Origin of the sequence: Citrobacter pasteurii (assembly GCF_019047765.1) — a bacterium.
Lineage (GTDB): Bacteria > Pseudomonadota > Gammaproteobacteria > Enterobacterales > Enterobacteriaceae > Citrobacter > Citrobacter pasteurii.
Genome location: NZ_CP077262.1, coordinates 963,937 through 989,533, shown reverse-complemented (window position 1 = coordinate 989,533; position 25,597 = coordinate 963,937). Strand labels below are relative to the sequence as shown.

The following is a 25,597-nucleotide window of genomic DNA, read 5'->3' as shown; positions in this document are numbered from 1 at the left end:
TAATACGTTCTTTATTTTTTTACTTTTTTAAGTCTATCTATTATTCCTGCTGGTCATATCAATATGAATGTTAATGAAATTAGGTAGCATTATTATTCAGATAATTAACCTAAAGCTGTAAATAATGCGTTGTTTTTCATAACAAATATTTATCAAACCAGGCAAGAGTGCGTTCCCAGGCTAAATCAGCAGCTGCTTTATCATAACGGGGGGTCGAATCGTTATGAAAACCATGATTAACACCGGGATAGATATATGCTTGATAGATTTTCTTATTCGCTTTGAGTGCGGCTTCATAAGCGGGCCAGCCTTCATTAATTCGTGTATCTAGTTCTGCATAGTGTAATAATAAAGGCGCATTAATTTTAGGGACATCGGAAGCAGGAACCTGACGCCCATAAAAGGGCACCGCACAGGCCAGTTCAGGGAAAGCAACAGCCGCTGCATTCGCCACACCACCACCGTAGCAAAATCCGGTGATCCCCACCTTTTCTGTCGCCATCGAATAACGCTGCATAAACTCAATAGCGGCAAAAAAATCATTCATCAGCTTAACGGGATCAACCTGCTGCTGTAATTCCCGGCCTTTATCATCATTGCCGGGATAACCGCCCAGTGAACTTAATCCATCGGGTGCCAGCGCAATATAACCCGCCTTCGCCACCCGCCGTGCTACATCCTCAATATACGGATTCAGCCCACGATTCTCATGTACCACTACCACCGCCGGAACCTTCCCCGTCACCTTCGCGGATTTCACCAGATAACCTCGCACATCACCATGCCCATCAGGCGATGGATAGGTAATGTATTCTGCCAGAATATCGGGATCGGTAAATTCGACCTGCGTTGCCAGGGCATAGTTCGGTTTCAGCAAATTGAATAGCGCCAGTGCCGTCATACCACCTACCGCATATTTCGCCGCCAGATTCAGAAACTCGCGTTTCGTAATTTTGCCATGGGCGTAATAGTCATAGTAAGCGAGTAACTCCTGCGGAAAGTCTTTAGCAGTCAAACGCGGCATGGTCGCACTCCTGAGTGATGTTTTTTTAAGCAAAGCACAGTGATCTGTTTTTGCCCAGTTTTTCATCCCAGTGTGACCTGGTGAACGGGATATTCAGTGGGAACTCGCTAGAATAGAAACGTTGTTTCGAAATTCACCTGCACTAAGGAGATCTCATGGCCTGGTTTGCCAATCCTGAACGTTATGAGCAAATGCTCTATCGCTACTGTGGGCGCAGCGGCTTGCGCCTGCCCGCGCTGTCGCTGGGCTTATGGCACAGTTTTGGACACGTTCACGCTCTGGATTCACAACGAGCACTGCTGCGAAAAGCATTTGATTTAGGGATAACACATTTTGATTTAGCCAATAACTACGGGCCGCCTCCGGGCAGTGCTGAAGAGAATTTTGGTCGATTGTTGCGCGAGGATTTTGCACAATATCGTGATGAATTGATCATCTCAACCAAAGCGGGTTACGACATGTGGCCGGGGCCGTACGGTTCTGGCGGCTCACGCAAGTATCTGCTGGCCAGCCTCGACCAGAGCCTCAAGCGCATGGGTCTCGACTACGTCGATATCTTCTATTCGCACCGCGTTGACGAAAATACACCGATGGAAGAGACTGCTTCCGCGCTGGCCCATGCCGTGCAAAGTGGCAAAGCACTGTATGTCGGCATCTCATCTTATTCGCCAGAGCGCACGCAGAAGATGGCCGAACTGCTGCGGGAATGGAAAATTCCGCTGCTTATCCACCAGCCATCCTACAACCTGCTTAACCGCTGGGTAGACAGCAGCGGCTTGCTGGATACGCTGGAATCCAACGGGATGGGCTGTATTGCCTTCACCCCGTTGGCGCAGGGGCTCCTGACAGGGAAATACCTCAACGGTATTCCTGATGGTTCCCGTATGCAGCGTGAAGGGAAAAAAGTCCGTGGACTGACGGAAAATATGCTAACGGAAGCAAATCTTAACAGTCTGCGTTTGCTCAATGAGATGGCCCAACAACGTGGGCAGTCGATGGCGCAAATGGCGTTAAGCTGGCTACTAAAAGATAACCGGGTCACATCGGTATTAATTGGCGCCAGCCGACCTGAGCAGTTGGAAGAGAACGTTCAGGCACTGGCAAACCTGACTTTCAGTGCCGAAGAACTGGCACAGATCGATAAACATGTCGCGGACGGTAAGCTCAATCTGTGGCAAGCCTCATCAGACAAGTAACGATCTGACCATTACGCCGGGTGTAGTCCTACCCGGCGTAATGGCCTGCTGATGAGAGTGGGCAAGTAAATCTCGCATCACACCTCGTCCTCTTTAATCAACGGACGCTGGTATTCCGGCCATACCAGGGCGACAAGTGCAGGATAGGCTTCAAGGCTGAACTCCCTGAAGCACTGCCGCAAGTTAAGCACATCCAGATCGGCGTGCGGGACTTTCTCCCCGCTGAGGCAGCGCTTTTTAATATTGTCATAATACTTATAAACCGCAGAGTTAAGATCGCTACAGCGCCGCTGCGCGTCAAAGAGCCCCGGCGTTTCATTCAGCTCCACCATTGTCATCCGCTTGACTGTGGAGTGGATAAAATCAATATATTCGTGATTGACTCGCCAATACCATACCGGAGTAATCGAATTCATCAGGGCAGAAAAATGATCTTCTCCCTCTTCTTTACTTAGCATTTCTGGCTGGTACTGTGCGTTAACATCTTCTGTATAACGGTTTTTATTTGCACTACGCATTAGCAAAAGTACCCCGCAGGTCAGCAATAGCAGGGTAATAACAGAATAAAATATACTGTTCATAGCGGGCTCCATTTTTTTTGATTTTAAAATTACCCCATGCTATTGTCAACGCGGCCTACCTTATTAAAAACATCATATTATTGGCAGCAAAGGATATTTCAACATGCTTCCCGAGCATCTTGTTCCCTCTCGTTTTCATTTATCCGCAACCCCGAACAATACAAACACCACAGAAAATAGTGAAAATTTGACTCAGGGGAAGATAACGCTAAGTGATTACGAATCAGAAATTTTGATTAGTTCCGCAGCTACCGGCCAGTCCCGGAATATGTTATTTGAAGAGTGCGATCGTCATTTAAAAGAGCGTCTTTTCCGCGCCGCAAAAATTGAGTCATTTACTCGTCTGCTCAATTCATTACAGGCGGAAGGCGACATTAACGCCCAGGAATTAAGTAAAATTTTGGCCAAAAAAACAGCCATGATAAATGAACAAGGCAACAAAATTTGGCTTAATTTAATTACTCGCGAAACCAACGATCCTATTTTTTATTCTCTGGAAGAGAAATAAAATGAAAGATGTTGAAGATAATAATGTTTATTTGGCTTTAGATAACCACAAAAGCGATGAGTTTGTCTTAAAACAAAATCTGTCTGTGTTGATAGCCAATAAAAACGCGACGCTGGAAAGCCTTGCTCAAGAGATGGTTTCTATACCCGCCGCGCTGGTGCGGATGAAATGGCAAAATCGTCATGAAATCTACGCACTGCAAGCCAAAGAAGAGATTTACGGTGCCACTATCGAGGCCATCATCGCTCAGCAACCAGAATTGCGGGACAAAATCATGGCCCGTCTGGAAAGCACATACCAGCATCTGCTTGCACGTGAAACTGCCACACTGCGCCTGACCCGTAAGCTATCCGAAGGGAATTACGAACCCACAAAAATCACTACGGTAGCGCTGGACGAGAACAGATAAGGCAAGAGACTTGCAGGGAAGTGATATCAGGAGAAGCTTGCCGGGTAAGGTCAAACCTGTACCCGGCAACAAGGATTATTTGGCTTTCACGGTCTCTTCACCGACCAAACCAATCTTCAGGTAGCCCGCCTGATGCAGCGTATCCATAACCTTCATCATGGTTTCGTAGTCAACGGTTTTATCTGCCCGGAAGAAGACAGTGGTGTCTTTCTTGCCTTCAGTTAGCGCGTTTAGCTCGTTAATCATCGTCTCATCGGTGACCTGATCGTTACCAATAAACATGGTGTTATCGGCTTTTACTGACAGGTAAACCGGTTTTTCCGGACGCGGTTGCGGCGTACTGGTGGATGCAGGAAGATTGACCTTCACATCCACGGTTGCCAGTGGCGCTGCCACCATAAAGATGATCAATAATACCAACATGACGTCGATAAACGGTGTCACGTTGATATCATGCATTTCACCGTTATCGTCCAGGTTTTCATTAAAGCTCATTGCCATGGAACATTATCCTACACGTAATTTCTGCGCAGCACGTACCGGGTGTGCAGACGCGCTTGCACTCAGGTCCAGGTCACGACTTTGCAGCAACAGCACCTGCGCAGCGACATCGCCCAGCATCGCTTTATAGCTGCCAATCTGACGAGCAAAAATGTTGTAGATAACCACAGCAGGGATTGCCGCGACCAGACCGATCGCCGTCGCTAACAGAGCTTCTGCAATACCCGGCGCAACAACAGCCAGGTTGGTGGTTTGGGTTTGCGCGATACCGATGAAGCTATTCATGATGCCCCATACTGTACCAAACAACCCGACAAATGGAGAGATAGCCCCGATGGTTGCCAGGTATCCATTACCCCGCCCCATCTGACGTCCAACGGCGGCAACGCGACGTTCCAGACGGAAACCGGTACGCTCTTTGATCCCTTCGTTGTCATCACTGCCTGCTGACAGTTCCAGTTCATTCTGCGCTTCATTAATCAGCAGAGAACCCAGGCTTTTGCCATCGAATCCTGCGGCAATCTCACTTGCCTGATCTAAAGAGCGGGCTTCCGCCAGCAGTTGCTGTTCACGCTTAAGGCGGCGCTTCTGCGTAAAGAACTCAAGGCTCTTACTAAAGAAGATAGCCCAGGTGACCACTGACGCCAAAATCAGCCCAATCATCACGCACTTAACCACGATATCGGCGTGCTGATACATACCCCAGACGGAAAGATCCGTCTGCATCAAATTATTACCCACTCTGTATCTCCAGGACGCAAATCACAAAATCTGAGCGTAATGATATCAAAACGACGTCGAATTGATAGTCGTTCTCATTACTATTTACATAGTGCCGCACCTTTGGTTTCTTTTCCTTGCGCTCACGCAGTAAAAAAGTTACCAGAAATCGATTTGAGAATATTTTGTACTTTATGGCTATTCTGCAGGACGCGGCAGATGCGATTCATGCTAGTTTAGACATCCAGACGTATAAAAACAGGTCGAACAACATGGCAGATAAACAACTTGAAACCAAACTCGTGCACGCAGGACGCAGTAAAAAGTACACGCTGGGTTCGGTAAATAGCGTGATCCAGCGCGCTTCTTCGCTGGTTTTTGACTCCGTAGAGGCCAAAAAACAAGCCACCCATAACCGTGCTAACGGCGCGCTTTTCTATGGACGTCGCGGAACCCTGACGCATTTCTCTCTGCAGGAAGCGATGTGCGAACTGGAAGGCGGCGCGGGCTGCGCCTTGTTCCCTTGTGGTGCGGCTGCCGTTGCCAACACCATCCTCGCTTTTGTGGAGCAAGGCGATCATGTGCTGATGACCAATACCGCCTATGAACCCAGTCAGGATTTCTGCACCAAAATTCTCGGCAAGCTTGGCGTGACAACCGGCTGGTTCGATCCGCTGGTCGGCGCGGATATTGTGAAGCATATACAACCGAATACTAAAGTCGTTTTTCTTGAGTCTCCAGGTTCTGTCACCATGGAAGTTCATGATGTTCCAGCCATTGTTGCCGCAGTCAGAAGCGTAGTGCCTGACGCGATCATCATGATTGATAACACCTGGGCTGCCGGGGTGCTGTTCAAGGCGCTGGATTTTGGCATCGATATTTCTATTCAGGCAGGCACCAAATATCTGATTGGTCATTCTGACGGCATGGTTGGGACAGCGGTATCCAATGCCCGTTGCTGGGATCAACTGCGTGAAAACGCCTATCTGATGGGACAAATGCTGGATGCCGATACCGCCTATATGACCAGCCGCGGATTGCGGACGTTAAGCGTTCGCCTGCGCCAACACCATGAAAGCAGTTTAAAAGTCGCCGAGTGGTTGGCTGACCATCCGCAGGTTTCCCGCGTGAATCACCCGGCACTTCCCGGCAGCAAGGGACACGAGTTCTGGAAACGCGACTTTACCGGTAGCAGCGGTCTGTTCTCATTTGTTTTGAATAAGAAGCTAGATAGTGCAGAACTGTCTGCTTACCTGGATCACTTCAGCCTGTTCAGCATGGCCTATTCCTGGGGCGGTTTTGAATCACTGATTCTGGCTAACCAACCGGAACATATCGCGGCAATCCGTCCGCAAGGCAAAGTGGACTTCAGCGGAACGCTCATCCGTTTACACATCGGTTTAGAAAATGTTGACGATCTGATTGCTGATTTAGCCGCAGGATTTGCCCGAATCGAGTAAAATTGCCATAGATGGACATATATGCAGACACTTCTGGTGGAAAAGTCTGCAATTGTTGCGTCCGGGATCAAGGCATCCCGGACAATTCAGGAGTACAATCCACCCATAAACGCTGTTCCACAGGAAAGTCCATGGTAGTCATTCAAGATATTGTCTCCGCGCTCTGGCAACACGATTTTGCCGCGCTGGCGGATCCGCATGTTGTGAGCGTAGTGTACTTCGTTATGTTCGCCACACTGTTTTTAGAAAATGGCCTGCTGCCCGCCTCCTTTTTACCCGGAGACAGCCTGTTATTGCTGGCAGGGGCGCTGATCGCTCAGGACGTGATGAGTTTTTTACCTACCATAGCTATTCTGACTGCCGCCGCCAGTCTCGGTTGCTGGCTGAGCTACATTCAGGGACGCTGGCTGGGCAACACACGGACGGTAAAAGGCTGGCTGGCGCAATTACCTGAAAAGTATCATCAGCGCGCCACCTGTATGTTTGACCAACACGGGCTGATGGCGCTGCTGGCCGGACGTTTCCTGGCATTCGTTCGTACCTTGCTGCCAACCATGGCGGGGATTTCGGGGCTGCCTAACCGTCGCTTCCAGTTTTTTAACTGGCTGAGCGGTCTGCTGTGGGTCACTGTGGTCACCAGTTTCGGCTATGCGCTCAGTATGATCCCGTTTGTTAAACGCCACGAAGATCAGGTAATGACCTTTTTAATGATCCTGCCAATCGCCCTGTTAACCGCAGGTCTGTTGGGAACGCTGTTTGTGGTGATCAAAAAAAAATACTGTAGCGCCTGAACCGCATCCGTAGGCCGGATACTCTCCGGCATTTCGCCATATGGCGCACAGCGTTTAGGCCTACGGTGTACCTGTCAGGCCGACAAGAAATCAACTCCCCTGCATCATCCGAATTCTGGCTGCATCCTCTCCAGGCGTTACGCCAAAGTAACGTTTGAACTCCCGACTAAACTGCGATGCACTCTCATAACCCACGCGCATTGCCGCCGCACTGGCTTTCATCCCGTCATGAATCATCATCATCCGCGCTTTATGCAATCGATAGCTCTTCAGATACTGCAACGGTGAAGTACTGGTCACCGATTTAAAATTATGATGGAACGCCGACACGCTCATATTGGCTTCTGCCGCCAGCTGTTCTACATTGAGATTTTCGGTGTATTTGGTTTCAATCCGCTTCAGCACACGGCTTATCAAACTGAAATGTGTCTGGCGACTGACCAGCGCCAATAACGCCCCTCCACGCGGCCCGGTCAGCACATGGTAGAGGATCTCACGAATAATTTGTTTTCCCAGAATACGTGCATCCAATGGCCGTTCCATCACATCCAGCAGGCGTTCCGCTGCACAGAGAATTTCATCGGATAGCGTCGCGGAGTTGATCCCGCTTGCCGCCATTGCGGGCTGGAACAGTTCATCCTCCCCAATATCCATCAGCAATTCCTGCAATTGCAGGATATCGACGTTCAGGCGGATACCAGCCAACGGAACGTCCGGTGTCGCATAAGTTTCACATTCAAAGGGTAAAGGTACTGTGAGCAGTAAGTATTCGTTGGCATCATAGCGAAAGACACGCTCGTTGATATAACCAATTTTATATCCTGAAAAGAGAAATATAATGCCAGGCTGATACATCACTGGTGTGCGCCCCCCAGGTTCAGAGCCATACAGTAAGCGAATATCAGGCAGCAGATCATTTAATTTATTTTCATTATTTTTCAGCTGGTTAATTTTATCTGTCAGCAGGAGACAGATCTCATCACGGTTCATAGGGCACCATTTCATCATTGATTTGCAACCCTGATATAGTGCGCACTTTTATCCATTTTCTCCAGTAGTCTGTAGAAATGGGCAAGACATCGGCAGAAATGAGCATTGAGAGGAACGCTTCTGACGACCACAATGTTCACCATCAGGCAGGCACTCGCCTACCCTCTTTTTTACCCACACAAGGTAACGAGCAATGAACAACTTTAATCTCCATACCCCAACCCGCATTCTGTTTGGTAAAGGCGCGATTGCAGAACTGCGCGACCAAATCCCACAGAATGCTCGCGTACTGATTACCTACGGCGGTGGTAGCGTGAAAAAAACCGGCGTTCTGGCACAGGTTCAGGATGCACTGAAAGGCCTGGACGTGCTGGAATTTGGCGGTATTGAGCCGAACCCGTCTTATGAAACGCTGATGAACGCGGTAAAAATTGTCCATGATGAGAAGGTGACATTCCTGCTGGCGGTAGGCGGCGGTTCTGTTCTTGATGGCACAAAATTCATCGCCGCAGCGGCACATTATGCTGACGGTGTTGACCCGTGGCGCATTCTGGAAACCCACGGTAACGACGTACAAAGCGCCATCCCAATGGGCTCGGTACTGACCCTGCCGGCAACCGGCTCTGAATCTAACTCCGGCGCGGTAATTTCGCGCAAAACGACTGGCGACAAACTGGCCTTCATGACCCCGTTTGTCCAGCCCGTATTTGCTGTGCTCGATCCGGTTTACACCTATACCCTGCCACCGCGTCAGGTTGCCAACGGCGTGGTAGATGCTTTTGTTCATACTGTAGAACAATATGTGACTTATCCGGTAGACGGGAAAATTCAGGATCGCTTTGCCGAAGGCATTCTGCTGACGCTGATAGAAGACGGTCCAAAAGCGTTGCAGGAGCCGGAAAATTACAACGTACGTGCAAACGTCATGTGGGCGGCAACCCAGGCGCTGAACGGCCTGATCGGCGCAGGCGTACCGCAGGACTGGGCAACCCATATGCTGGGTCACGAGCTGACGGCGATGCACGGACTTGACCACGCTCAGACGCTGGCAATCGTCCTGCCTGCATTGTGGAATGAAAAACGCGATACCAAGCGTGCCAAACTGCTGCAATACGCAGAGCGCATCTGGAATATCACCGAAGGTTCCGAAGACCAGCGCATTGATGCCGCGATTGCCGCCACCCGTCAGTTCTTCGAACAAATGGGTGTACCGACTCGCCTGTCTGACTACGGTCTGGATGGCAGCTCCATCCCGGCACTGCTGGAAAAACTGCAAGCGCATGGCGGCACGAAACTGGGTGAACATCAGGACATTACTCTGGACGTCAGCCGCCGGATTTACGAAGCTGCCCGCTAAGGTTTTTTAACCTCCGACTTTCGTTTTTGGCTATTTATACCAGGCTTAAGTCACACCTAACTCACCGGGGGCTGCTCCGGTGAACTCAATTTACACCCAATCATTCATGATGCATCGAGGCGGCAATTGAGTGAATCCCCGGGAGCGTACATAAGTACGTGACTGGGGTAAACGCAAGCAGCCAACAAAGAGGCAGCCTGAAGGATTAAGTGTAGGGGGGAATTATGACCGGTCCAACCATTATCAAGCTACAGGATGGTAACGTCATGCCGCAACTGGGCCTGGGGGTCTGGAAGGCAAGCAACGAAGAAGTCATCACCGCCATTCATAAAGCGCTGGAAGTAGGGTATCGCTCAATTGATACCGCTGCGGCGTACAAAAACGAAGAAGGTGTCGGCAAAGCAATACGCGATGCGGGCGTGCCACGCGAAGAGTTATTCATTACCACCAAGCTGTGGAATGATGACCAGAAACGCCCACGGGAAGCGTTGCTCGAAAGCATGGAGAAACTCCAGCTCGATTACCTCGATCTCTACCTGATGCACTGGCCTGTCCCGGCGATCGATCACTACGTTGAAGCGTGGGAAAACATGATCGACTTGCAAAAAGAGGGGCTGATTAAGAGCATCGGCGTGTGCAACTTTCAGATCAACCATCTCCAGCGGCTGATGGATGAAACAGGCGTCCCGCCGGTGATTAACCAGATAGAACTGCATCCACTGATGCAGCAACGCCAGCTGCACGCCTGGAACGCCACACATAAAATCCAGACCGAATCCTGGAGCCCGCTGGCGCAAGGCGGTAAAGATGTATTCGATCAAAAGATCATTCGCGACCTCGCTGAAAAATATGGTAAATCACCGGCGCAGATTGTCATCCGCTGGCATCTGGATAGCGGCCTGGTGGTGATCCCGAAATCCGTCACCCCTGCCCGTATTGCCGAGAACTTCAATGTCTGGGACTTCCGCCTGGACAAAGATGAACTCGGTGAAATCGCAAAACTCGATCAAGGGAAACGCCTGGGCCCTGACCCGGATCAGTTCGGCGGTTAATCTCTCCTCTCCAGCCCGGCATTCCCGTCGGGCTTTTCCCTTGCCGAAATATTAAGAAACAATAAACGCACAACTATAGATGTATTTATGGCACATCCACGTGCAGCATTACGCAATATAACTTACTAATTATTCAGTAATAATATTGTTTTCATGAATACATCACAAATGTCTATAGGTGCGTGACCATGGTGGAAAAAACACAGCAAGGCGTCAAATGGCTCCCATTGATTCTTATACTATTTATTTGTGCCGGGCTCTGGCAGCTTACCCCACCCAGTGGGTTAAGTGCGCCAGCCTGGCATTCAGCCATTATCTTCGTTGCTACCATTGCTTCTATCGTGGCAAAAGTTCTGCCTATTGGCGCAGTCGGCATTATCGGTATTACCGTTTTTGCCCTCGCTTATGCTGCCGGGGATAAAACCGCCAGCGGCGCTATTACCACCGCACTGAGCGAACTGAACAGTTCGCTGATCTGGCTGATTGTCGTCGCCTTTATGATTGCCCGCGGGTTTATCAAAACGGGACTCGGACGACGTATTGCGCTGCAGATGATTCGCCTGCTCGGCAAGCGCACGCTGGGACTCGCCTACGGGCTGGCGTTTGCGGACCTGATACTGTCCCCCGCAATGCCAAGCAATACGGCACGCTGCGGCGGCGTCATCTATCCAATTGCCGACTCCCTGGCGCGCAGTTTCCATTCGAACCCGGAAGATGAGTCCCGCAGTAAAATCGGTACCTTTCTTATCACCTGTATTGGCAACGTCAACGACGTCACCGCCGCGCTCTTTATGACTGGCTATACCGGCAACCTGTTGGCAGTGAAACTGGCGGCCAATGCGGGGGTCACACTCACCTGGGGCAGTTGGTTTATGGCGGCGCTGCTGCCTTGCCTGGTTTCCTTACTGCTGGTTCCATTACTGGTCTACTGGATTGTGCGTCCGGAAATTAAACACACGCCGGATGCCCCTAATCTGGCGCGTAAAGAACTGGCGGAAATGGGCCGTATGTCACGCGGTGAATGGCTGATGCTGGCTACCGTCGGCGTCCTGCTGGTGCTGTGGATTTTTGGTGATACCCTGGGCGTCGACGCCACCACCGCCTCATTTGTTGGTTTATCCATCTTGCTGCTCAGCGGCGTTCTAAGCTGGGAAGATGTCAAAAGCGAGAAAGGTGCGTGGGATACACTGATCTGGTTTGCCGCACTATTGATGATGGCAAATCAGTTGAAAAAACTGGGCTTTACCACCTGGTTTGGCAACCTGATTGGCGATAGCCTGAGCAGTACCATGCATGGGACCAGTTGGGTGGTTGTCCTGCTGCTGCTCAACGCCGCCTACTTTTATACCCACTACTTTTTTGCCAGCGGTAATGCGCAGATTGCGGCGCTGTACGCCGTTTTCCTTGGCGTCGGCCTGCATTTGAATATTCCTGCAGCCCCTACGGCGTTGATGCTGGCCTTCACCAGCAGTCTGTACTGTTCCCTCACTCAGTACACTCACGCTCGCGGGCCGATTCTGTTTGGTGCCGGGTACGTACCGACGGGGGTCTGGTGGCGAACAGGATTCATCATCAGCCTGTTTAATCAAGCCGTCTTTATCACTGTAGGGCTGATGTGGTGGAAGATACTGGGTCTGTACTAAACTCACTGCGTCCTGACGAAACGTCTTATCTACGGAGAAAAGGAATGACCTGTATTTTCTGTCAAATTGTTGAAGGTAAAGCGCCCTGCCATAAAGTCTGGGAAGACGAGCATCACCTGGCCTTTCTGTCGATTTTCCCGAACACCGAGGGGTTTACCGTGGTGATCCCGAAAAAGCACTACCCAAGCTATGCATTTGATATGCCGCCACAGGCGCTGGCAGACCTGATGCTGGCGACCCAAAAGGTGGCGAAGAAACTGGATAATGCTTTCCCGGATGTCAGTCGTACGGGGATGTTTTTCGAAGGGTTTGGCGTGGATCATGTGCACAGTAAGCTCAGCCCTATGCATGGCACAGGTGATTTGACGCGCTGGAAACCGATCGAGTCCCGGAAGACTAAATTTTTCGAGCAGTATGAAGGGTATCTGTCGTCACATGACCACGAACGGGCTGACGATGAAAAACTGGCCGCATTAGCGGCCAGAATTCGTGAGGCATAAATACTGAGCACGTCTGCCGGATAGCGGTGCAAGCACCTTATCCGGCCTACGGTCTGTCAGGCCCGGTAAGCATTCCACTCCCGGATCTGACAGATTAGCGCCCCGCGACTTTCCCGCGTTTTTTATTCGCCGCAGGCGTCTGACGCTGGTGCGCGACTGGCGTATGCTTGGTCAGTGCCGGACGGGTATGGCGGTTCTGACGACGTGCTTCACGCATCTCTTCCAGCGTCGGGGCCGGAACCAGACATTCGCGGCGACCGCCAATCAGATGCTTTTTCCCCATATCTTCCAGCGCCTGACGGATTAACGGCCAGTTAGCAGGATCATGGTAACGCAGCAGTGCTTTATGCAGACGGCGCTGTTTATCACCTCTTGGCACTACCACATCTTCACTCTTATAACCAATTTTGCCCAACGGGTTTTTCCCGGTGTAATACATGGTTGTAGAGTTTGCCAGCGGTGATGGGTAGAAGTTCTGCACTTGATCCAAACGGAAACGACGCTGTTTCAGCCACAGCGCCAGATTCACCATATCCTCATCACGCGTACCCGGGTGCGCGGAGATGAAGTACGGGATCAGGTACTGCTCTTTACCGGCCTGTTTAGAGTAGGTATCAAACAGCTCCTTAAAGCGGTCGTAGCTGCCCATACCCGGCTTCATCATCTTCGACAATGGGCCTTCTTCGGTATGCTCCGGCGCAATCTTCAGGTAGCCACCCACATGGTGAGTTGCCAACTCTTTAATATAGCGCGGGTCCTCAACGGCGATGTCATAACGCACCCCGGATGCGATAAGGATCTTTTTAATGCCTTTCAGATCACGCGCGCGGCGATAGAGATTAATCGTCGGTTCGTGGTTAGTATCCATATGCGGGCAGATATCCGGGTAAACGCAGGACAGACGACGACAGGTCTGTTCTGCACGCGGAGACTTACAGCGCAGCATATACATGTTTGCCGTTGGACCGCCGAGATCGGAGATCACGCCGGTAAAGCCCGGAACGGTATCGCGAATGGCTTCGATCTCATTGATGATCGAATCTTCAGAACGGCTCTGGATAATGCGCCCTTCGTGCTCGGTGATCGAACAGAACGAGCACCCACCAAAACAGCCTCGCATGATATTGATCGAGAAACGGATCATCTCATAGGCGGGAATACGGCTGTTACCGTACGCCGGATGTGGTACGCGCTTGTACGGCAGTGCAAAGACGCTGTCCATTTCTTCAGTCGACAACGGGATCGCTGGCGGGTTAACCCAAATATAGCGATCGCCATGCTTTTGCATCAGCGCACGCGCGCATCCTGGGTTGGTTTCGTGATGCAGAATACGTGACGCATGGGCGTACAGAACTTTGTCGCTCTTCACTTTCTCGAAAGACGGCAACAGTACGTAGGTTTTTTCCCACGGCTTCGGACGCGGCGGCTGTACGGTTACCGCTTTCGCTTCTTGTTTTTTCGGCGCCACGGGTTTGTTGTCAGCACACGGCAAATCTTCGCCGTACGGATGCGGAATAGGGTCAATTTTCCCAGGCATGTCCAGACGCGTGGAATCCACCCCGCTCCAGCCCGGCAGCGCTTCTTTGACCATAATCGCGGTATTACGCACGTCGCGGATCTGATCAATGGTTTCGCCCATCGCCAGACGGTGTGCGACTTCCACCAATGGGCGTTCGCCGTTGCCAAACATCAGCATGTCAGCTTTTGAATCCACCAGCACGGAACGACGCACGGTATCTGACCAGTAATCATAATGCGCAGTACGGCGCAGGCTGGCTTCAATACCGCCGAGAATAACCGGCACATCTTTCCAGGCTTCTTTACAGCGCTGGGTATAAACCAGCGTCGCGCGGTCCGGGCGTTTACCCGCCACGTTGTCCGGCGTATAGGCATCGTCATGGCGCAGTCGGCGATCGGCGGTATAACGGTTGATCATCGAGTCCATGTTGCCGGCGGTTACGCCGAAGAACAGGTTCGGTTTACCCAGACGCATAAAGTCATCTTTGCTGTTCCACTCCGGTTGGGCGATGATCCCCACGCGAAAGCCCTGTGCTTCCAGCATACGGCCGCAAATAGCCATGCCGAAGCTCGGGTGATCGACGTACGCATCGCCGGTAACCAGAATGATGTCGCAGCTATCCCAGCCAAGTTGATCCATTTCGTCGCGTGACATCGGCAAAAATGGTGCCGGCCCAAAGCAGGCGGCCCAGTACTGCGGCCAGGAGAAAAGGTCTCTGTCCGGTTGGATCAGGGATATTGCGCTCATAATGCTTCCAAAAAAATGGTAAAAAAATAATCAAAGGCCGGGGATTATACGCTGGATCAACAGGGGAAATGAAGGAGTATTGTAAGGATGTTAAATTTCATCTCTGCTGGTGCTACGCTGACCGTTCCTGTGCTTTCGCACGGCCCAGGCCGGGTTAGGCGAAGCCGCCACCCGGCACAGGAATATCCATTACGGTGCCGGGTTCACCAGCATCTGGCCAATAGAACCACGGTCTGCCATTTCCAGCGTCTGGCTGTTGAAGTAGAACGGAAAATGCGCCCAGGAAGGCTGCCCATAATAGACCAGCAACTCCACTTGCCCATCAACCCATACGGTATCTTTCCAGCCACGGTCTTCCGGGAACGGCATCGCGCCATTCACATTACGGATCAGGAAAGAGACGCCTTCAATATGGAACGACTGCGGCATATCGGCGCGCACCGTCCAGCGCTCCCAGGAGCCCTGCTGCGCCGTGATATCCATGCGATTAACATCCCACAGTTGGCCATTGATTCCAGGATCGTCATCAAGGCTAATATCACGGCTGCGAATCGGCGAGCCGCTCAAAATTTCGGTGGGTAACAGACGCATTGGCAGGCTATCCGTTACCAGCGGCAGAAGGCCGGTTGGACGCAGAGTCAGTACCAGCGTGGAGATCAGGATACTGGAAGGTTCAAAGAAACCACGGATCCTGTCAACAATACTGGCCGCCTCGCCGCAGGTAATCGAAACTTCATCACCGTTGGTCATATCGACCAGAATCTCACGACGCTCGCCTGGCGCCAGCGATAGCTGCTTCACCGAAACCGGCGCGGGTAAAAACCCCTGATCGCCAGAGATAACATGCAGCGCGCGACCATCGCTCATTTTCAGCAGATATCGACGCGAATTTGAGGCATTCAGCAAACGCAAACGCACCCAGCCGCGGGACACTTCGACATACGGACTTTGCGCCCCGTTGACCAGAAGAGTATCCCCCACAAAACCCCCACTGCCCGGTTCGCTATATTCTGGCGTACCGAAATTATCCAGCCGCTTATCCTGAATAATGACTGGAAAATCATCCACGCCATAGTGGTTAGGGATCGGCAGTGATTTACTCACTTCATCTTCAACCAGCCACATCCCGGCAAGGCCGTTATAGACCTGCTGGGCAGTGCGATTTGGCGTATTGGCGTGATACCACAAGGTTGCTGCGCTTTGGCGAATCGGCAGCACGGGCGCCCAGTCCGCATTAGGCGACATCATACGCGCCGGCCCCCCCATAAGAGGACCCGGGACCTGTAATCCGGCAACGGTCATTGAGACATTTTCTGTCAGACGGTTGCTGTAGATAAGCTTGACGTCATCACCTTTCCAGACGCGGATTGTCGGCCCCAGGTAGCGCCCGTTAACACCCCATACGGGTGCGCGCGTGCCCGGCGTAAACGACCAGTGCGCACGTTGCAGCGTCATAAATAGCGGCTGTCCCCGACGGGACTCCAGCAGGGGGGGAACAGGTAGCGGTTGTTGCTGACCGGCAGCATTAGCCTTCAGCGGAACAGCACCTGCACACAATGCGATCCCCGATGCCTGAATGAACTGACGCCGACTGAATGACATATAAGCTCCATGAAAAACTGGCGATTAACACGCAGGAAATCATTTCCTGTAACAAACCCGAAATGAGCGAATCAAACCTTACCGGCAGCTTCCCGCTCAGCAACTTCTTTATCGAGTTCTGCGATTTTTTGTTCCATCAGCGTGCGGCAATGCGCTGCCAGTTCACGAACCTGATCTTTACCAAAATGACTGATATCCACTGGCGGCAGCATCTCTACAATCGCCAGCCCATTATTGAGTCGGTTCAATTTGATCTTATTAGAGGTTGTTGAAACGCAAACAGGGATAACCGGGACACCCGCAGCAATTGCCGCATGGAACGCACCTGTTTTAAACGGCAGCAGACCACGGCCACGGCTACGCGTTCCTTCAGGGAACATCCAGATAGAGATACGACGCTTTTTAAAGTGGTTCACAACCGCCGCAATGGTGCTGTGCGCTTTGGCGCGGTTATTTCTGTCGATCAACAGATTACCGGTGAGCCAGTACAGTTGTCCGAAGAAAGGGATCCACAACAGGCTTTTTTTACCTACTGTAACCGTCGGTGGCTGAACGATATTCGCTGCGGTAACCATGTCATAGTTATTCTGATGGTTACAAATATAGATAGCATTACCATAGTTCTTCGCGTCAGGCGGCATGCGACACTCAACCTTCAGGCCATACAGGGGAGCCAGGCGACCAAACATATGGCCGAACGTCGCAACGTGTTTTGGATTTCGTGGGCTGAACAGACAGTATATGCAACCGAAAATACAGACCAAAATGCAGTAAATAACAGTAATAATTAAACGAAAAATATATAGCATAACAACCTCTAAAGGCCTAAGAGCCTGGCATTCTACGTCACCTGATTCCGAACACTGCATCAGGTTAGGGCATTGTTAAGAGTGGCTCTCTGGAAAAGCGTATTGTTAATCGCAACGCACGAATAAACAACGGTTTCACGGGAATTTTTAAAACAAGCTCTCCCTGTGCGAAAACAGGGAGAGCCAGACGCTGGCGTTATTCTTCGCTGTCGCCGTGACGGGCGCGTCGAGGCGAGTCAATCTCAACACGGTCGATGCGTTGCAGACCGCGCATGAGCGTACCGCGACGACCACGCTCGCCGGTTACCTTCTGTAGCTCTTCAGGGCGCAGTTTAATTTTGCGTTTCCCGACGTGGATAGTCAGCGTGCTTTGCGGCGGCAGCACGTAGAGTTGTGCCAGACCATCTTCGCCTTTCGCAGCTTCCGCAGAAGGAATATTGATTATCTTGTTCCCTTTGCCTTTCGACAACTGCGGCAAATCGCTCACCGGGAACATCAACATGCGGCCCGCATGGGTAATCGCCAGCAGCATATCGGTTTCATCTTCAATCACCACCGGCGGCATAACATGTGCGTTTTCCGGCAGCGTAATCAATGCCTTGCCCGCACGGTTACGCGCAACGAGGTCATTGAAGGTGCAGACAAAACCGTAACCGGCATCAGATGCCATCAGCAGCTTCTGATCGTCGCCCTCCATCAGCATATGCTCAACCGTCGCGCCCGGTGGCAGCGTGAGCTTACCGGTCAACGGTTCCCCCTGACCCCGTGCAGACGGCAGCGTAATTGGGTCGATAGCATAGCTACGCCCGGTTGAGTCAACGAATACAACCGGTTGGTTACTCTTACCCTTCACAGCCGACTTAAAGCTGTCGCCCGCTTTATAGCTTAAGCCAGGCGCATCAATGTCGTGGCCTTTCGCACTTCGCACCCAACCACTCTGGGACAGCACAATGGTCACCGGCTCAGACGGCAACATGTCGTGCTCGCTCATCGCCTTCGCTTCTTCACGCTCCCGCAATGGAGAACGGCGATCGTCACCATAAGCATCCGCATCAGCCTGCAGTTCTTTCTTCAGCAGGTTACTCATTTTGCGTTCAGAGGCCAGAATGCCCTGCAGTTGATCGCGCTCTTTCGCCAGTTCGTCCTGCTCACCACGGATTTTCATCTCTTCCAGTTTGGCAAGGTGACGTAATTTCAGCTCAAGAATGGCTTCCGCCTGAGTTTCTGAAATACCAAACCGCGACATCAGCTCAGGCTTTGGTTCATCTTCATGACGAATAATTTCGATCACTTCATCAATGTTGAGGAACGCTATCAGCAAACCTTCAAGAATGTGCAGGCGTTTGAGTACTTTCTCCAGGCGATAGTTCAGGCGACGGCGCACGGTATCGCGACGGAACGTCAGCCACTCGGTGAGGATCTCCAGCAGGTTTTTAACTGCCGGACGACCATCAAGACCGATCATGTTCAGGTTAATACGGTAGCTTTTTTCCAGATCGGTGGTAGCAAACAGATGGTTCATCACCTGTTCCATATCCACGCGATTCGACCGCGGGACAATCACCAGACGAGTCGGGTTTTCGTGATCCGATTCGTCGCGCAGGTCATCGACCATCGGCAGCTTTTTATTGCGCATTTGAGCCGCAATCTGTTCCAGTACTTTTGCGCCGGAGACCTGGTGCGGCAGCGCGGAAATCACCACCGCGCCATCTTCTTTCGTCCATACCGCACGCATGCGAACGGAACCGCGTCCGTTTTCATAAATCTTACGAATCTCCGCACGCGAGGTAATGATCTCTGCTTCGGTCGGATAATCCGGCCCCTGTACAATATCCAGCAGTTGATCCAGCGTCGTTTTCGGCTGTTCAATCAGCGTAATTGCCGCTTTGGCCACTTCACGCAGGTTGTGCGGCGGAATGTCCGTCGCCATACCCACGGCAATCCCGGTCGTGCCGTTTAGCAGGATATTCGGCAGACGCGCAGGCAGCATTTTTGGCTCTTGCATGGTACCGTCGAAGTTTGGCACCCAATCCGACGTTCCCTGACCGAGTTCACCCAGCAGGACTTCCGCATATTTCGACAGGCGGGATTCCGTGTAACGCATCGCGGCGAAGGATTTCGGATCGTCTGGTGCCCCCCAGTTCCCCTGCCCGTCAACCAGCGGATAACGGTAAGAGAAGGGCTGGGCCATCAGCACCATCGCTTCATAGCAGGCGCTGTCGCCGTGCGGATGGTATTTACCCAATACGTCACCGACGGTACGGGCGGATTTTTTAAATTTGGCGCTGGCATTCAGCCCCAGTTCGGACATCGCATAAACGATGCGACGCTGAACAGGTTTCAGACCATCACCAATAAACGGTAACGCCCTGTCCATGATGACGTACATGGAGTAGTTCAGATAGGCGTTTTCCGTGAATTCATGCAGCGCCAGGCGCTCTGCCATATCGCTCATTAATCGTGGTTCCTCAACTTATACCCGTCTATTGAAGGGCAATATTGCCGCAGATACTACCCTATCTGGCGTGTTGAGTCACAAAGAAAAGGGCCGCGAATACGGCCCTGATGGGGATTATTTGGCAACTTTGGTAATCTGTTTCACGTCGATTTCAACGGAGTTCCAGTCTTTATCCACTTCACCCTGGATTTCAACCACATCCTGCGGCGTGACGGTTACGCCGTTCCAGCGCTTGTGGTCAATATCCACATTCACTGTGCCGGTCGCATCTTTAAACACATACAGGTCGTCGGAAATACGCTCAACGATGTTCCCGCGCAGGGTAACCCAGGTGTCATCACGCAGCGATTTGGCGCTTTCTACCGTCGTGCTGCTACCGTTTGGGCCAACAAAGCCGCCGTTTTGGCTTTGCGTTGTCGTCGTCGGTCCAGAGAAGCCGCCCTGCTGCGCTGCCAGAACAGGTGCGGAACACAGTGCCATTACGGCAACCATTGCAGCTAATTTTTTCATCGTCATGTCTCCCTTTCATGTTGGTTTACGACTATTAAATAAGTTAATCCTTAACAAGTTCTTAAGGCAAAAAAAGATACTTTTTTTACTGTACAGAGGCTGTAGCCACAGGTTTACTTGACGGTAATGAGAGCGACCGCAGGGAAGAACATATGCGTATTTTACTGGTAGAAGATGACACGCTGATTGGCGATGGCCTTAAAACAGGTCTGAGTAAAATGGGTTTCAGCATCGACTGGTTTACCGAGGGTCGCCAGGGGAAAGAAGCGCTTTACAGCGCCCCTTATGATGCGGTGATCCTTGACCTGACGCTGCCTGGTATCGACGGGCGCGATATCCTGCGCGAATGGCGGGCAAAAGGTAATCAAGAGCCTGTGCTGATTCTGACGGCTCGGGATGCGCTGACAGAACGCGTTGAAGGCCTGCGCCTGGGCGCGGATGACTATCTGTGTAAACCCTTTGCACTCATCGAGGTTGCCGCCAGACTGGAAGCATTGGTACGCCGCGCCAGCGGCCAGGCCACCAGCGAACTGCGCCATGGTCAGGTCTCGCTTAATCCCGGCGCGCTGGTCGCGACAGTCGCAGGTGAACCTTTGCCACTCAAACCCAAAGAGTTCGCCCTGCTGGAGCTACTGATGCGTAATAAAGGCCGCGTGCTGCCCCGCAAACTGATCGAAGAAAAACTGTATAACTGGGACGAAAACGTTTCCAGCAATGCCGTTGAAGTGCACGTCCACCACTTACGCCGTAAGCTCGGCAGCGACTTTATCCGCACTGTACATGGCATTGGCTACACCCTGGGTGACGCATGAAACTCACACAACGCCTGAGTCTACGCATCAGACTTACGCTTATATTTATCATTTTGGTTTTGGTAACCTGGTTGATTTCCAGTTTTGTTGCCTGGAAACAAACCACCGATAACGTTGACGAGATGTTTGACACGCAACTGATGCTGTTTGCCAAACGGCTGGTCACGCTGGATCTTGATGAACTAAAAGCTTCTGAGCGCATCGCGCAGACACCGAAAAAGTTCAAACATGGCCATATTGACGACGATGTACTGACCTTTGCGGTCTACACGCCGGATGGGAAAATGGTTCTTCATGATGGTGACAATGGTCAGTACATTCCCTATAGCTATCGTCGGGAAGGGTTTGACGATGGTTATCTGAACGGTGATAACGATAAATGGCGCTTTATCTGGCTAACTTCAGCGGATAAAAAGTACCGGATCGTGGTCGGTCAGGAGTGGGAATATCGCGAAGATATGGCCCTGGCGATCGTGACAGCCCAATTGGTGCCGTGGCTGGTCGCCCTGCCGCTGATGCTGCTGATCCTGATTGTCCTGTTAAGCCTTGAACTTAAGCCGCTAAAAAAGCTGGCGCAGGCCTTACGTGTGCGGGATCCGGAATCTGAAGAACCACTGAGCCTAAAAGGTATTCCTGGCGAGGTTCGCCCGCTGGTTGAGTCGCTCAATCAACTGTTTATCCGCACACACTCGATGATGGTTCGCGAACGGCGCTTTACCTCTGATGCCGCCCACGAACTGCGCAGTCCGTTGACGGCACTGAAGGTACAGACCGAAGTCGCGCAGTTGTCCGACGATGATCCGCAGGCACGACAAAAAGCGTTAATGCAGATGCAGACGGGAATTGACCGCGCTACCCGACTGGTTGATCAGCTCCTGACGCTTTCGCGCCTCGACTCCCTCGACAACCTTCAGGACGTGGCTGATATCTCGCTGGAAGAACTATTGCAATCCGCTGTAATGGATATCTATCACCCAGCGCAACAGGCACACATTGATGTGCGTTTGCAGATTAACGCCCACGATATCAAGCGCATGGGACAACCCTTGTTACTCAGCCTGATGGTGCGGAATCTACTGGATAATGCGATTCGCTATAGCCCACAGGGTAGCATTGTAGAGGTGACGCTTAACTCCCGCTATTTTAGCGTCAAAGATAACGGGCCTGGCGTTGCGCCGGAAGTCCTGACGCACATCGGTGAACGCTTTTATCGTCCGCCGGGACAAAGTGTTACCGGCAGCGGTCTCGGCCTGTCGATTGTCCGCCGTATCGCGACGTTGCATGGAATGTCAGCCTCGTTTGGCAATGTGCCGGAAGGTGGCTTTGAAGCGAAAGTCAGTTGGTAACTGGGTTATTATTGCTCAAATAGCAAAAGACTTTGCACATTTTGCTAATTTCACCGCACCGCTGGTGGGAGTAAAATCGTCCTCAAACGTATTTCCTTGAGGACACAACATGAGCAACATTCTGATTATCAATGGGGCGAAAAAATTCGCTCACTCTAACGGTCAGTTAAACGACACCCTGACCGAGGTCGCGGATGGTATCCTGCGCGACCTCGGGCATGATGTTAAAATCGTGCGTGCAGATAGCGATTACGACATTGAAACGGAAGTGCAGAACTTTGTCTGGGCTGATGTGGTTATCTGGCAAATGCCGGGCTGGTGGATGGGTGCACCGTGGACGGTGAAAAAATACATCGATGATGTGTTTACCGAAGGTCACGGTACGCTGTATGCCAGCGATGGTCGTACACGTTCAGATGCCTCTAAAAAATACGGCTCAGGCGGGCTGATTCAGGGCAAAAAATACATGCTGTCCCTGACCTGGAACGCGCCAATGGAAGCCTTCACTGAAAAAGACCAATTCTTCCATGGTGTTGGCGTTGATGGTGTGTATCTGCCGTTCCATAAAGCAAATCAGTTCCTGGGAATGGAAGCGCTGCCGACGTTTATCACCAATGACGTGATTAAAATGCCAGATGTTCCGCGTTATATCGCAGAATATCGCAAGCATCTGACCGAGATTTTTGGTTAACTAGTCACCTGGAATTAGAAGGAGTTAACCATGCTTACTGTTATTGCAGAAATCCGTACACGTCCAGGTCAACATCACCGCCAGGCGGTACTGGATCAGTTTGCTAAAATCGTTCCGACCGTACTGAAGGAAGAAGGCTGCCACGGCTATGCGCCGATGGTGGATCATGCTGCGGGTGTGAGTTTTCAGACCACAGCACCAGACTCAATCGTGATGGTTGAACAGTGGGAAAGCATCGCGCATCTTGAAGCGCATTTGCAGACCCCGCATATGAAAGCCTACAGCGAAGCCGTGAAAGGCGACGTGCTGGACATGAATATCCGTATTCTGGAATCGGGTATTTAAGTTATCGTCATGGCCGCCGGGCCAGATAAGCGCAGCGCCATCGGGCATAATGACCTTGCCGGATGGCGGTATTAACCGCCTTATCCGGCCTACATACCCATATCCCTTAGCCTTCGAGATCCGCCAGGTCACCTTTCTCCTGCAACCAGTTGCGACGATCCTCTGAACGTTTCTTGGCCAGCAGCATATCCATCACCGCATTCGTACGCTGATCGTCCTCATCATCAATGATGAGCTGCACCAGACGACGCGTATTGGGATCCAGCGTCGTTTCACGTAACTGCATCGGGTTCATTTCACCCAGACCTTTAAAGCGTTGTACGTTCGGTTTCCCTTTCTTGCGCTTTAACTGCTCCAGCACGCCCGCTTTTTCTTCTTCTGTCAGAGCGTAATACACTTCTTTGCCGAGATCGATACGGTACAACGGCGGCAGCGCCACATAGACGTGGCCGTGTTTCACCAGCGTACGGAAGTGTTTCACAAACAGCGCGCACAGCAGCGTCGCGATGTGCAAACCATCGGAGTCCGCATCCGCCAGAATACAGATCTTGCCATAGCGCAACTGGCTCAGATCGTCGCTGTCCGGATCGATGCCGATCGCCACCGAAATATCATGCACTTCCTGCGAGGCCAGCACTTCATCAGAAGAGACTTCCCAGGTATTGAGGATCTTACCTTTCAGCGGCATGATCGCCTGGAATTCACGATCGCGCGCCTGTTTGGCGGAACCGCCTGCGGAGTCACCTTCGACGAGAAACAGTTCGGTGCGGTTAAGATCCTGTGCAGTGCAGTCCGCCAGTTTGCCCGGCAGCGCCGGACCGCTGGTCAGCTTTTTACGTACGACTTTTTTCGCCGCACGCAGGCGACGCTGGGCACTGGAAATCGCCATCTCAGCCAGCAGTTCGGCTGACTGTACGTTCTGATTCAGCCACAGGCTGAAGGCATCTTTCACCACGCCAGAAACAAACGCCGCACACTGACGCGAAGAGAGGCGTTCTTTGGTTTGACCGGCAAACTGCGGATCCTGCATTTTTACCGACAGCACATAGGCGCAGCGATCCCAGATATCTTCAGCAGACAACTTCACGCCGCGCGGCAGAATATTACGATACTCGCAGAATTCGCGCATTGCATCCAGCAGACCCTGACGCAGACCGTTGACATGCGTCCCACCCTGCATGGTTGGGATCAGGTTCACATAGCTTTCGGTCAGCAGCTCGCCGCCTTCCGGTAGCCAGAGCAGCGCCCAGTCTACGGTTTCTGTTTCACCGCTGAAATTACCGATAAACGGTTTTTCCGGCAGCGTCGGCAGGCCATTTACCGCTTCGCTCAGGTAGTCATTCAGACCGTCCTGGTAGCACCAGCGCTGCTCGCTGTTGTTAACTTCATCTTTAAAGGTGATCTCTACGCCCGGACACAGCACCGCTTTGGCTTTCAGTACGTGCGTTAAGCGAGAAACAGAGAAACGCGGGCTGTCAAAGAAGGTTTCATCCGGCCAGAAGTGTACGCTGGTACCGGTATTGCGTTTACCACAAGTACCGACAACCTGTAAATCCTGCACTTTATCGCCATTCTCAAACGCGATGTTGTATACCTGCCCGTCGCGGCGTACGTTCACTTCCACACGTTTGGACAGGGCGTTAACAACGGAGATACCCACACCGTGCAGACCACCGGAGAACTGGTAGTTCTTGTTGGAGAACTTGCCGCCCGCGTGCAGACGACAGAGGATCAGCTCGACCGCCGGAACGCCTTCTTCTGGGTGAATATCCACCGGCATGCCGCGTCCGTCGTCAATGACTTCCAGCGATTGATCGGCATGTAAGATCACATCCACGCGTTTCGCGTGGCCAGCCAGTGCTTCATCCACACTGTTATCAATCACTTCCTGTCCAAGATGGTTAGGACGGGTCGTGTCAGTGTACATCCCAGGGCGACGGCGTACCGGCTCAAGCCCAGTGAGTACCTCAATGGCATCAGCGTTATAAGTTTGCGTCATGGTTTAAATTAGCAATTCGAATTGATC

The 25,597-nt window shown here is 51.8% G+C and carries 24 protein-coding genes; 13 read left to right on the top strand and 11 right to left on the bottom strand.

Annotated elements, in window-relative coordinates; genetic code table 11:
* Nucleotides 1-136: 136 nt before the first annotated feature.
* Nucleotides 137-1,024 carry a YghX family hydrolase gene (gene yghX, locus I6L54_RS04865; RefSeq protein ID WP_040233983.1) on the bottom strand — a complete coding sequence of 296 codons (888 nt, stop codon included), beginning with the start codon at nucleotides 1,022-1,024 and terminating at the stop codon, nucleotides 137-139.
* 155 nt (nucleotides 1,025-1,179) lie between these two features.
* Between yghX and I6L54_RS04860 the strand changes: the two genes are divergently transcribed.
* Nucleotides 1,180-2,220: an aldo/keto reductase gene (locus I6L54_RS04860; protein ID WP_005123138.1), complete on the top strand. Its 1,041-nt coding sequence runs from the start codon at nucleotides 1,180-1,182 to the stop codon at nucleotides 2,218-2,220.
* A 77-nt stretch (nucleotides 2,221-2,297) separates the two neighbouring features.
* Here I6L54_RS04860 and I6L54_RS04855 read toward each other — a convergent pair whose 3' ends face one another.
* Nucleotides 2,298-2,801, bottom strand: coding sequence for an ESA_00282 family adhesion-associated protein (locus tag I6L54_RS04855; RefSeq protein WP_005123136.1), 504 nt, complete (start codon nucleotides 2,799-2,801; stop codon nucleotides 2,298-2,300).
* Between the two features lie 103 nt (nucleotides 2,802-2,904).
* Between I6L54_RS04855 and I6L54_RS04850 the strand changes: the two genes are divergently transcribed.
* The gene (locus I6L54_RS04850; RefSeq protein WP_040233982.1) at nucleotides 2,905-3,309 is read left to right on the top strand and encodes a hypothetical protein; all 405 of its coding nucleotides are present in this window, start codon (nucleotides 2,905-2,907) and stop codon (nucleotides 3,307-3,309) included.
* Nucleotide 3,310: 1 nt separating this feature from the next.
* Entirely contained in the window at nucleotides 3,311-3,718 is a 408-nt protein-coding gene (locus tag I6L54_RS04845; protein ID WP_005123132.1) for a hypothetical protein, read from the top strand.
* Between the two features lie 75 nt (nucleotides 3,719-3,793).
* On the opposite strand, the gene exbD is transcribed toward I6L54_RS04845, so the two are convergent.
* Both exbD and exbB read right to left on the bottom strand, forming a co-directional pair.
* Nucleotides 3,794-4,219 (bottom strand): TonB system transport protein ExbD, encoded by a 426-nt coding sequence (exbD, locus tag I6L54_RS04840; protein WP_005123131.1) that lies wholly within the window; start codon nucleotides 4,217-4,219, stop codon nucleotides 3,794-3,796.
* 6 nt (nucleotides 4,220-4,225) lie between these two features.
* Nucleotides 4,226-4,960 (bottom strand): tol-pal system-associated acyl-CoA thioesterase, encoded by a 735-nt coding sequence (gene exbB, locus I6L54_RS04835; protein WP_040233981.1) that lies wholly within the window; start codon nucleotides 4,958-4,960, stop codon nucleotides 4,226-4,228.
* 251 nt (nucleotides 4,961-5,211) lie between these two features.
* Between exbB and metC the strand changes: the two genes are divergently transcribed.
* Nucleotides 5,212-6,399, top strand: a complete 1,188-nt coding sequence (metC, locus tag I6L54_RS04830; protein ID WP_040234005.1) for a cystathionine beta-lyase — start codon at nucleotides 5,212-5,214, stop codon at nucleotides 6,397-6,399.
* Nucleotides 6,400-6,530: 131 nt separating this feature from the next.
* Entirely contained in the window at nucleotides 6,531-7,190 is a 660-nt protein-coding gene (gene yghB / locus I6L54_RS04825) for a DedA family general envelope maintenance protein YghB (RefSeq protein ID WP_003024510.1), read from the top strand.
* A 90-nt stretch (nucleotides 7,191-7,280) separates the two neighbouring features.
* Here yghB and I6L54_RS04820 read toward each other — a convergent pair whose 3' ends face one another.
* Nucleotides 7,281-8,180, bottom strand: coding sequence for an AraC family transcriptional regulator (locus I6L54_RS04820; RefSeq protein ID WP_005123124.1), 900 nt, complete (start codon nucleotides 8,178-8,180; stop codon nucleotides 7,281-7,283).
* Nucleotides 8,181-8,373: 193 nt separating this feature from the next.
* Here I6L54_RS04820 and yqhD point away from each other — a divergent pair, with 193 nt between their 5' ends.
* The 4 genes from yqhD (at nucleotide 8,374) to I6L54_RS04800 (ending at nucleotide 12,732) form a co-directional block, all read left to right on the top strand.
* Nucleotides 8,374-9,537 (top strand): alcohol dehydrogenase, encoded by a 1,164-nt coding sequence (gene yqhD, locus I6L54_RS04815; protein WP_005123120.1) that lies wholly within the window; start codon nucleotides 8,374-8,376, stop codon nucleotides 9,535-9,537.
* 224 nt (nucleotides 9,538-9,761) lie between these two features.
* The gene (gene dkgA, locus I6L54_RS04810; RefSeq protein ID WP_040233977.1) at nucleotides 9,762-10,589 is read left to right on the top strand and encodes a 2,5-didehydrogluconate reductase DkgA; all 828 of its coding nucleotides are present in this window, start codon (nucleotides 9,762-9,764) and stop codon (nucleotides 10,587-10,589) included.
* Nucleotides 10,590-10,777: 188 nt separating this feature from the next.
* Complete coding sequence (locus I6L54_RS04805; RefSeq protein WP_005123117.1) at nucleotides 10,778-12,232, top strand: DASS family sodium-coupled anion symporter; 1,455 nt, start codon at nucleotides 10,778-10,780, stop codon at nucleotides 12,230-12,232.
* 44 nt (nucleotides 12,233-12,276) lie between these two features.
* On the top strand, nucleotides 12,277-12,732 hold the full coding sequence (locus tag I6L54_RS04800; protein WP_040233976.1) for an HIT family protein: 456 nt from the start codon (nucleotides 12,277-12,279) through the stop codon (nucleotides 12,730-12,732).
* A 94-nt stretch (nucleotides 12,733-12,826) separates the two neighbouring features.
* Here I6L54_RS04800 and I6L54_RS04795 read toward each other — a convergent pair whose 3' ends face one another.
* The 5 genes from I6L54_RS04795 to I6L54_RS04775 form a co-directional block, all read right to left on the bottom strand.
* Nucleotides 12,827-14,998, bottom strand: coding sequence for a YgiQ family radical SAM protein (locus tag I6L54_RS04795; RefSeq protein ID WP_040233974.1), 2,172 nt, complete (start codon nucleotides 14,996-14,998; stop codon nucleotides 12,827-12,829).
* Between the two features lie 189 nt (nucleotides 14,999-15,187).
* Complete coding sequence (gene ftsP / locus I6L54_RS04790) at nucleotides 15,188-16,600, bottom strand: cell division protein FtsP (RefSeq protein ID WP_005123112.1); 1,413 nt, start codon at nucleotides 16,598-16,600, stop codon at nucleotides 15,188-15,190.
* Between the two features lie 71 nt (nucleotides 16,601-16,671).
* Nucleotides 16,672-17,409: a 1-acylglycerol-3-phosphate O-acyltransferase gene (plsC, locus tag I6L54_RS04785; RefSeq protein WP_040233973.1), complete on the bottom strand. Its 738-nt coding sequence runs from the start codon at nucleotides 17,407-17,409 to the stop codon at nucleotides 16,672-16,674.
* Between the two features lie 196 nt (nucleotides 17,410-17,605).
* Entirely contained in the window at nucleotides 17,606-19,864 is a 2,259-nt protein-coding gene (gene parC, locus I6L54_RS04780; RefSeq protein WP_040233972.1) for a DNA topoisomerase IV subunit A, read from the bottom strand.
* 117 nt (nucleotides 19,865-19,981) lie between these two features.
* Nucleotides 19,982-20,377, bottom strand: coding sequence for a YgiW/YdeI family stress tolerance OB fold protein (locus tag I6L54_RS04775; protein WP_005123105.1), 396 nt, complete (start codon nucleotides 20,375-20,377; stop codon nucleotides 19,982-19,984).
* 152 nt (nucleotides 20,378-20,529) lie between these two features.
* On the opposite strand from I6L54_RS04775, the gene qseB reads away from it, so the two are divergent.
* The 4 genes from qseB to I6L54_RS04755 all read left to right on the top strand — a co-directional run bounded on the left by qseB (nucleotide 20,530) and on the right by I6L54_RS04755 (nucleotide 23,571).
* Nucleotides 20,530-21,189, top strand: a complete 660-nt coding sequence (gene qseB, locus I6L54_RS04770) for a quorum sensing response regulator transcription factor QseB (RefSeq protein WP_040233971.1) — start codon at nucleotides 20,530-20,532, stop codon at nucleotides 21,187-21,189.
* A complete protein-coding gene (gene qseC, locus I6L54_RS04765; protein ID WP_040233969.1) occupies nucleotides 21,186-22,535 on the top strand; it encodes a quorum sensing histidine kinase QseC in 1,350 nt (449 codons plus the stop codon). Before qseB ends, qseC begins: the two co-directional genes overlap by 4 nt.
* A 109-nt stretch (nucleotides 22,536-22,644) precedes the next feature.
* The gene (locus I6L54_RS04760) at nucleotides 22,645-23,226 is read left to right on the top strand and encodes an NAD(P)H-dependent oxidoreductase (protein ID WP_040233968.1); all 582 of its coding nucleotides are present in this window, start codon (nucleotides 22,645-22,647) and stop codon (nucleotides 23,224-23,226) included.
* 30 nt (nucleotides 23,227-23,256) lie between these two features.
* Nucleotides 23,257-23,571, top strand: a complete 315-nt coding sequence (locus I6L54_RS04755) for a putative quinol monooxygenase (protein ID WP_003024557.1) — start codon at nucleotides 23,257-23,259, stop codon at nucleotides 23,569-23,571.
* Between the two features lie 106 nt (nucleotides 23,572-23,677).
* On the opposite strand, the gene parE is transcribed toward I6L54_RS04755, so the two are convergent.
* Nucleotides 23,678-25,570: a DNA topoisomerase IV subunit B gene (gene parE / locus I6L54_RS04750; RefSeq protein ID WP_040233967.1), complete on the bottom strand. Its 1,893-nt coding sequence runs from the start codon at nucleotides 25,568-25,570 to the stop codon at nucleotides 23,678-23,680.
* Nucleotides 25,571-25,597: the final 27 nt, after the last annotated feature.

Coding starts and splice junctions, on each gene's coding strand:
- I6L54_RS04760 (WP_040233968.1), top strand. CDS start 22,645: ATGAGCAACATTCTGATTATCAATGGGGCGAAAAAATTCGCTCACTCT.
- I6L54_RS04800 (WP_040233976.1), top strand. CDS start 12,277: ATGACCTGTATTTTCTGTCAAATTGTTGAAGGTAAAGCGCCCTGCCAT.
- I6L54_RS04820 (WP_005123124.1), bottom strand. CDS start 8,180: ATGAACCGTGATGAGATCTGTCTCCTGCTGACAGATAAAATTAACCAG.
- parC (WP_040233972.1), bottom strand. CDS start 19,864: ATGAGCGATATGGCAGAGCGCCTGGCGCTGCATGAATTCACGGAAAAC.
- metC (WP_040234005.1), top strand. CDS start 5,212: ATGGCAGATAAACAACTTGAAACCAAACTCGTGCACGCAGGACGCAGT.
- I6L54_RS04775 (WP_005123105.1), bottom strand. CDS start 20,377: ATGAAAAAATTAGCTGCAATGGTTGCCGTAATGGCACTGTGTTCCGCA.
- I6L54_RS04845 (WP_005123132.1), top strand. CDS start 3,311: ATGAAAGATGTTGAAGATAATAATGTTTATTTGGCTTTAGATAACCAC.
- plsC (WP_040233973.1), bottom strand. CDS start 17,409: ATGCTATATATTTTTCGTTTAATTATTACTGTTATTTACTGCATTTTG.
- ftsP (WP_005123112.1), bottom strand. CDS start 16,600: ATGTCATTCAGTCGGCGTCAGTTCATTCAGGCATCGGGGATCGCATTG.
- qseC (WP_040233969.1), top strand. CDS start 21,186: ATGAAACTCACACAACGCCTGAGTCTACGCATCAGACTTACGCTTATA.
- I6L54_RS04855 (WP_005123136.1), bottom strand. CDS start 2,801: ATGAACAGTATATTTTATTCTGTTATTACCCTGCTATTGCTGACCTGC.
- exbD (WP_005123131.1), bottom strand. CDS start 4,219: ATGGCAATGAGCTTTAATGAAAACCTGGACGATAACGGTGAAATGCAT.
- I6L54_RS04805 (WP_005123117.1), top strand. CDS start 10,778: ATGGTGGAAAAAACACAGCAAGGCGTCAAATGGCTCCCATTGATTCTT.
- I6L54_RS04850 (WP_040233982.1), top strand. CDS start 2,905: ATGCTTCCCGAGCATCTTGTTCCCTCTCGTTTTCATTTATCCGCAACC.
- qseB (WP_040233971.1), top strand. CDS start 20,530: ATGCGTATTTTACTGGTAGAAGATGACACGCTGATTGGCGATGGCCTT.
- parE (WP_040233967.1), bottom strand. CDS start 25,570: ATGACGCAAACTTATAACGCTGATGCCATTGAGGTACTCACTGGGCTT.
- yqhD (WP_005123120.1), top strand. CDS start 8,374: ATGAACAACTTTAATCTCCATACCCCAACCCGCATTCTGTTTGGTAAA.
- dkgA (WP_040233977.1), top strand. CDS start 9,762: ATGACCGGTCCAACCATTATCAAGCTACAGGATGGTAACGTCATGCCG.
- yghX (WP_040233983.1), bottom strand. CDS start 1,024: ATGCCGCGTTTGACTGCTAAAGACTTTCCGCAGGAGTTACTCGCTTAC.
- I6L54_RS04860 (WP_005123138.1), top strand. CDS start 1,180: ATGGCCTGGTTTGCCAATCCTGAACGTTATGAGCAAATGCTCTATCGC.
- I6L54_RS04795 (WP_040233974.1), bottom strand. CDS start 14,998: ATGAGCGCAATATCCCTGATCCAACCGGACAGAGACCTTTTCTCCTGG.
- yghB (WP_003024510.1), top strand. CDS start 6,531: ATGGTAGTCATTCAAGATATTGTCTCCGCGCTCTGGCAACACGATTTT.
- I6L54_RS04755 (WP_003024557.1), top strand. CDS start 23,257: ATGCTTACTGTTATTGCAGAAATCCGTACACGTCCAGGTCAACATCAC.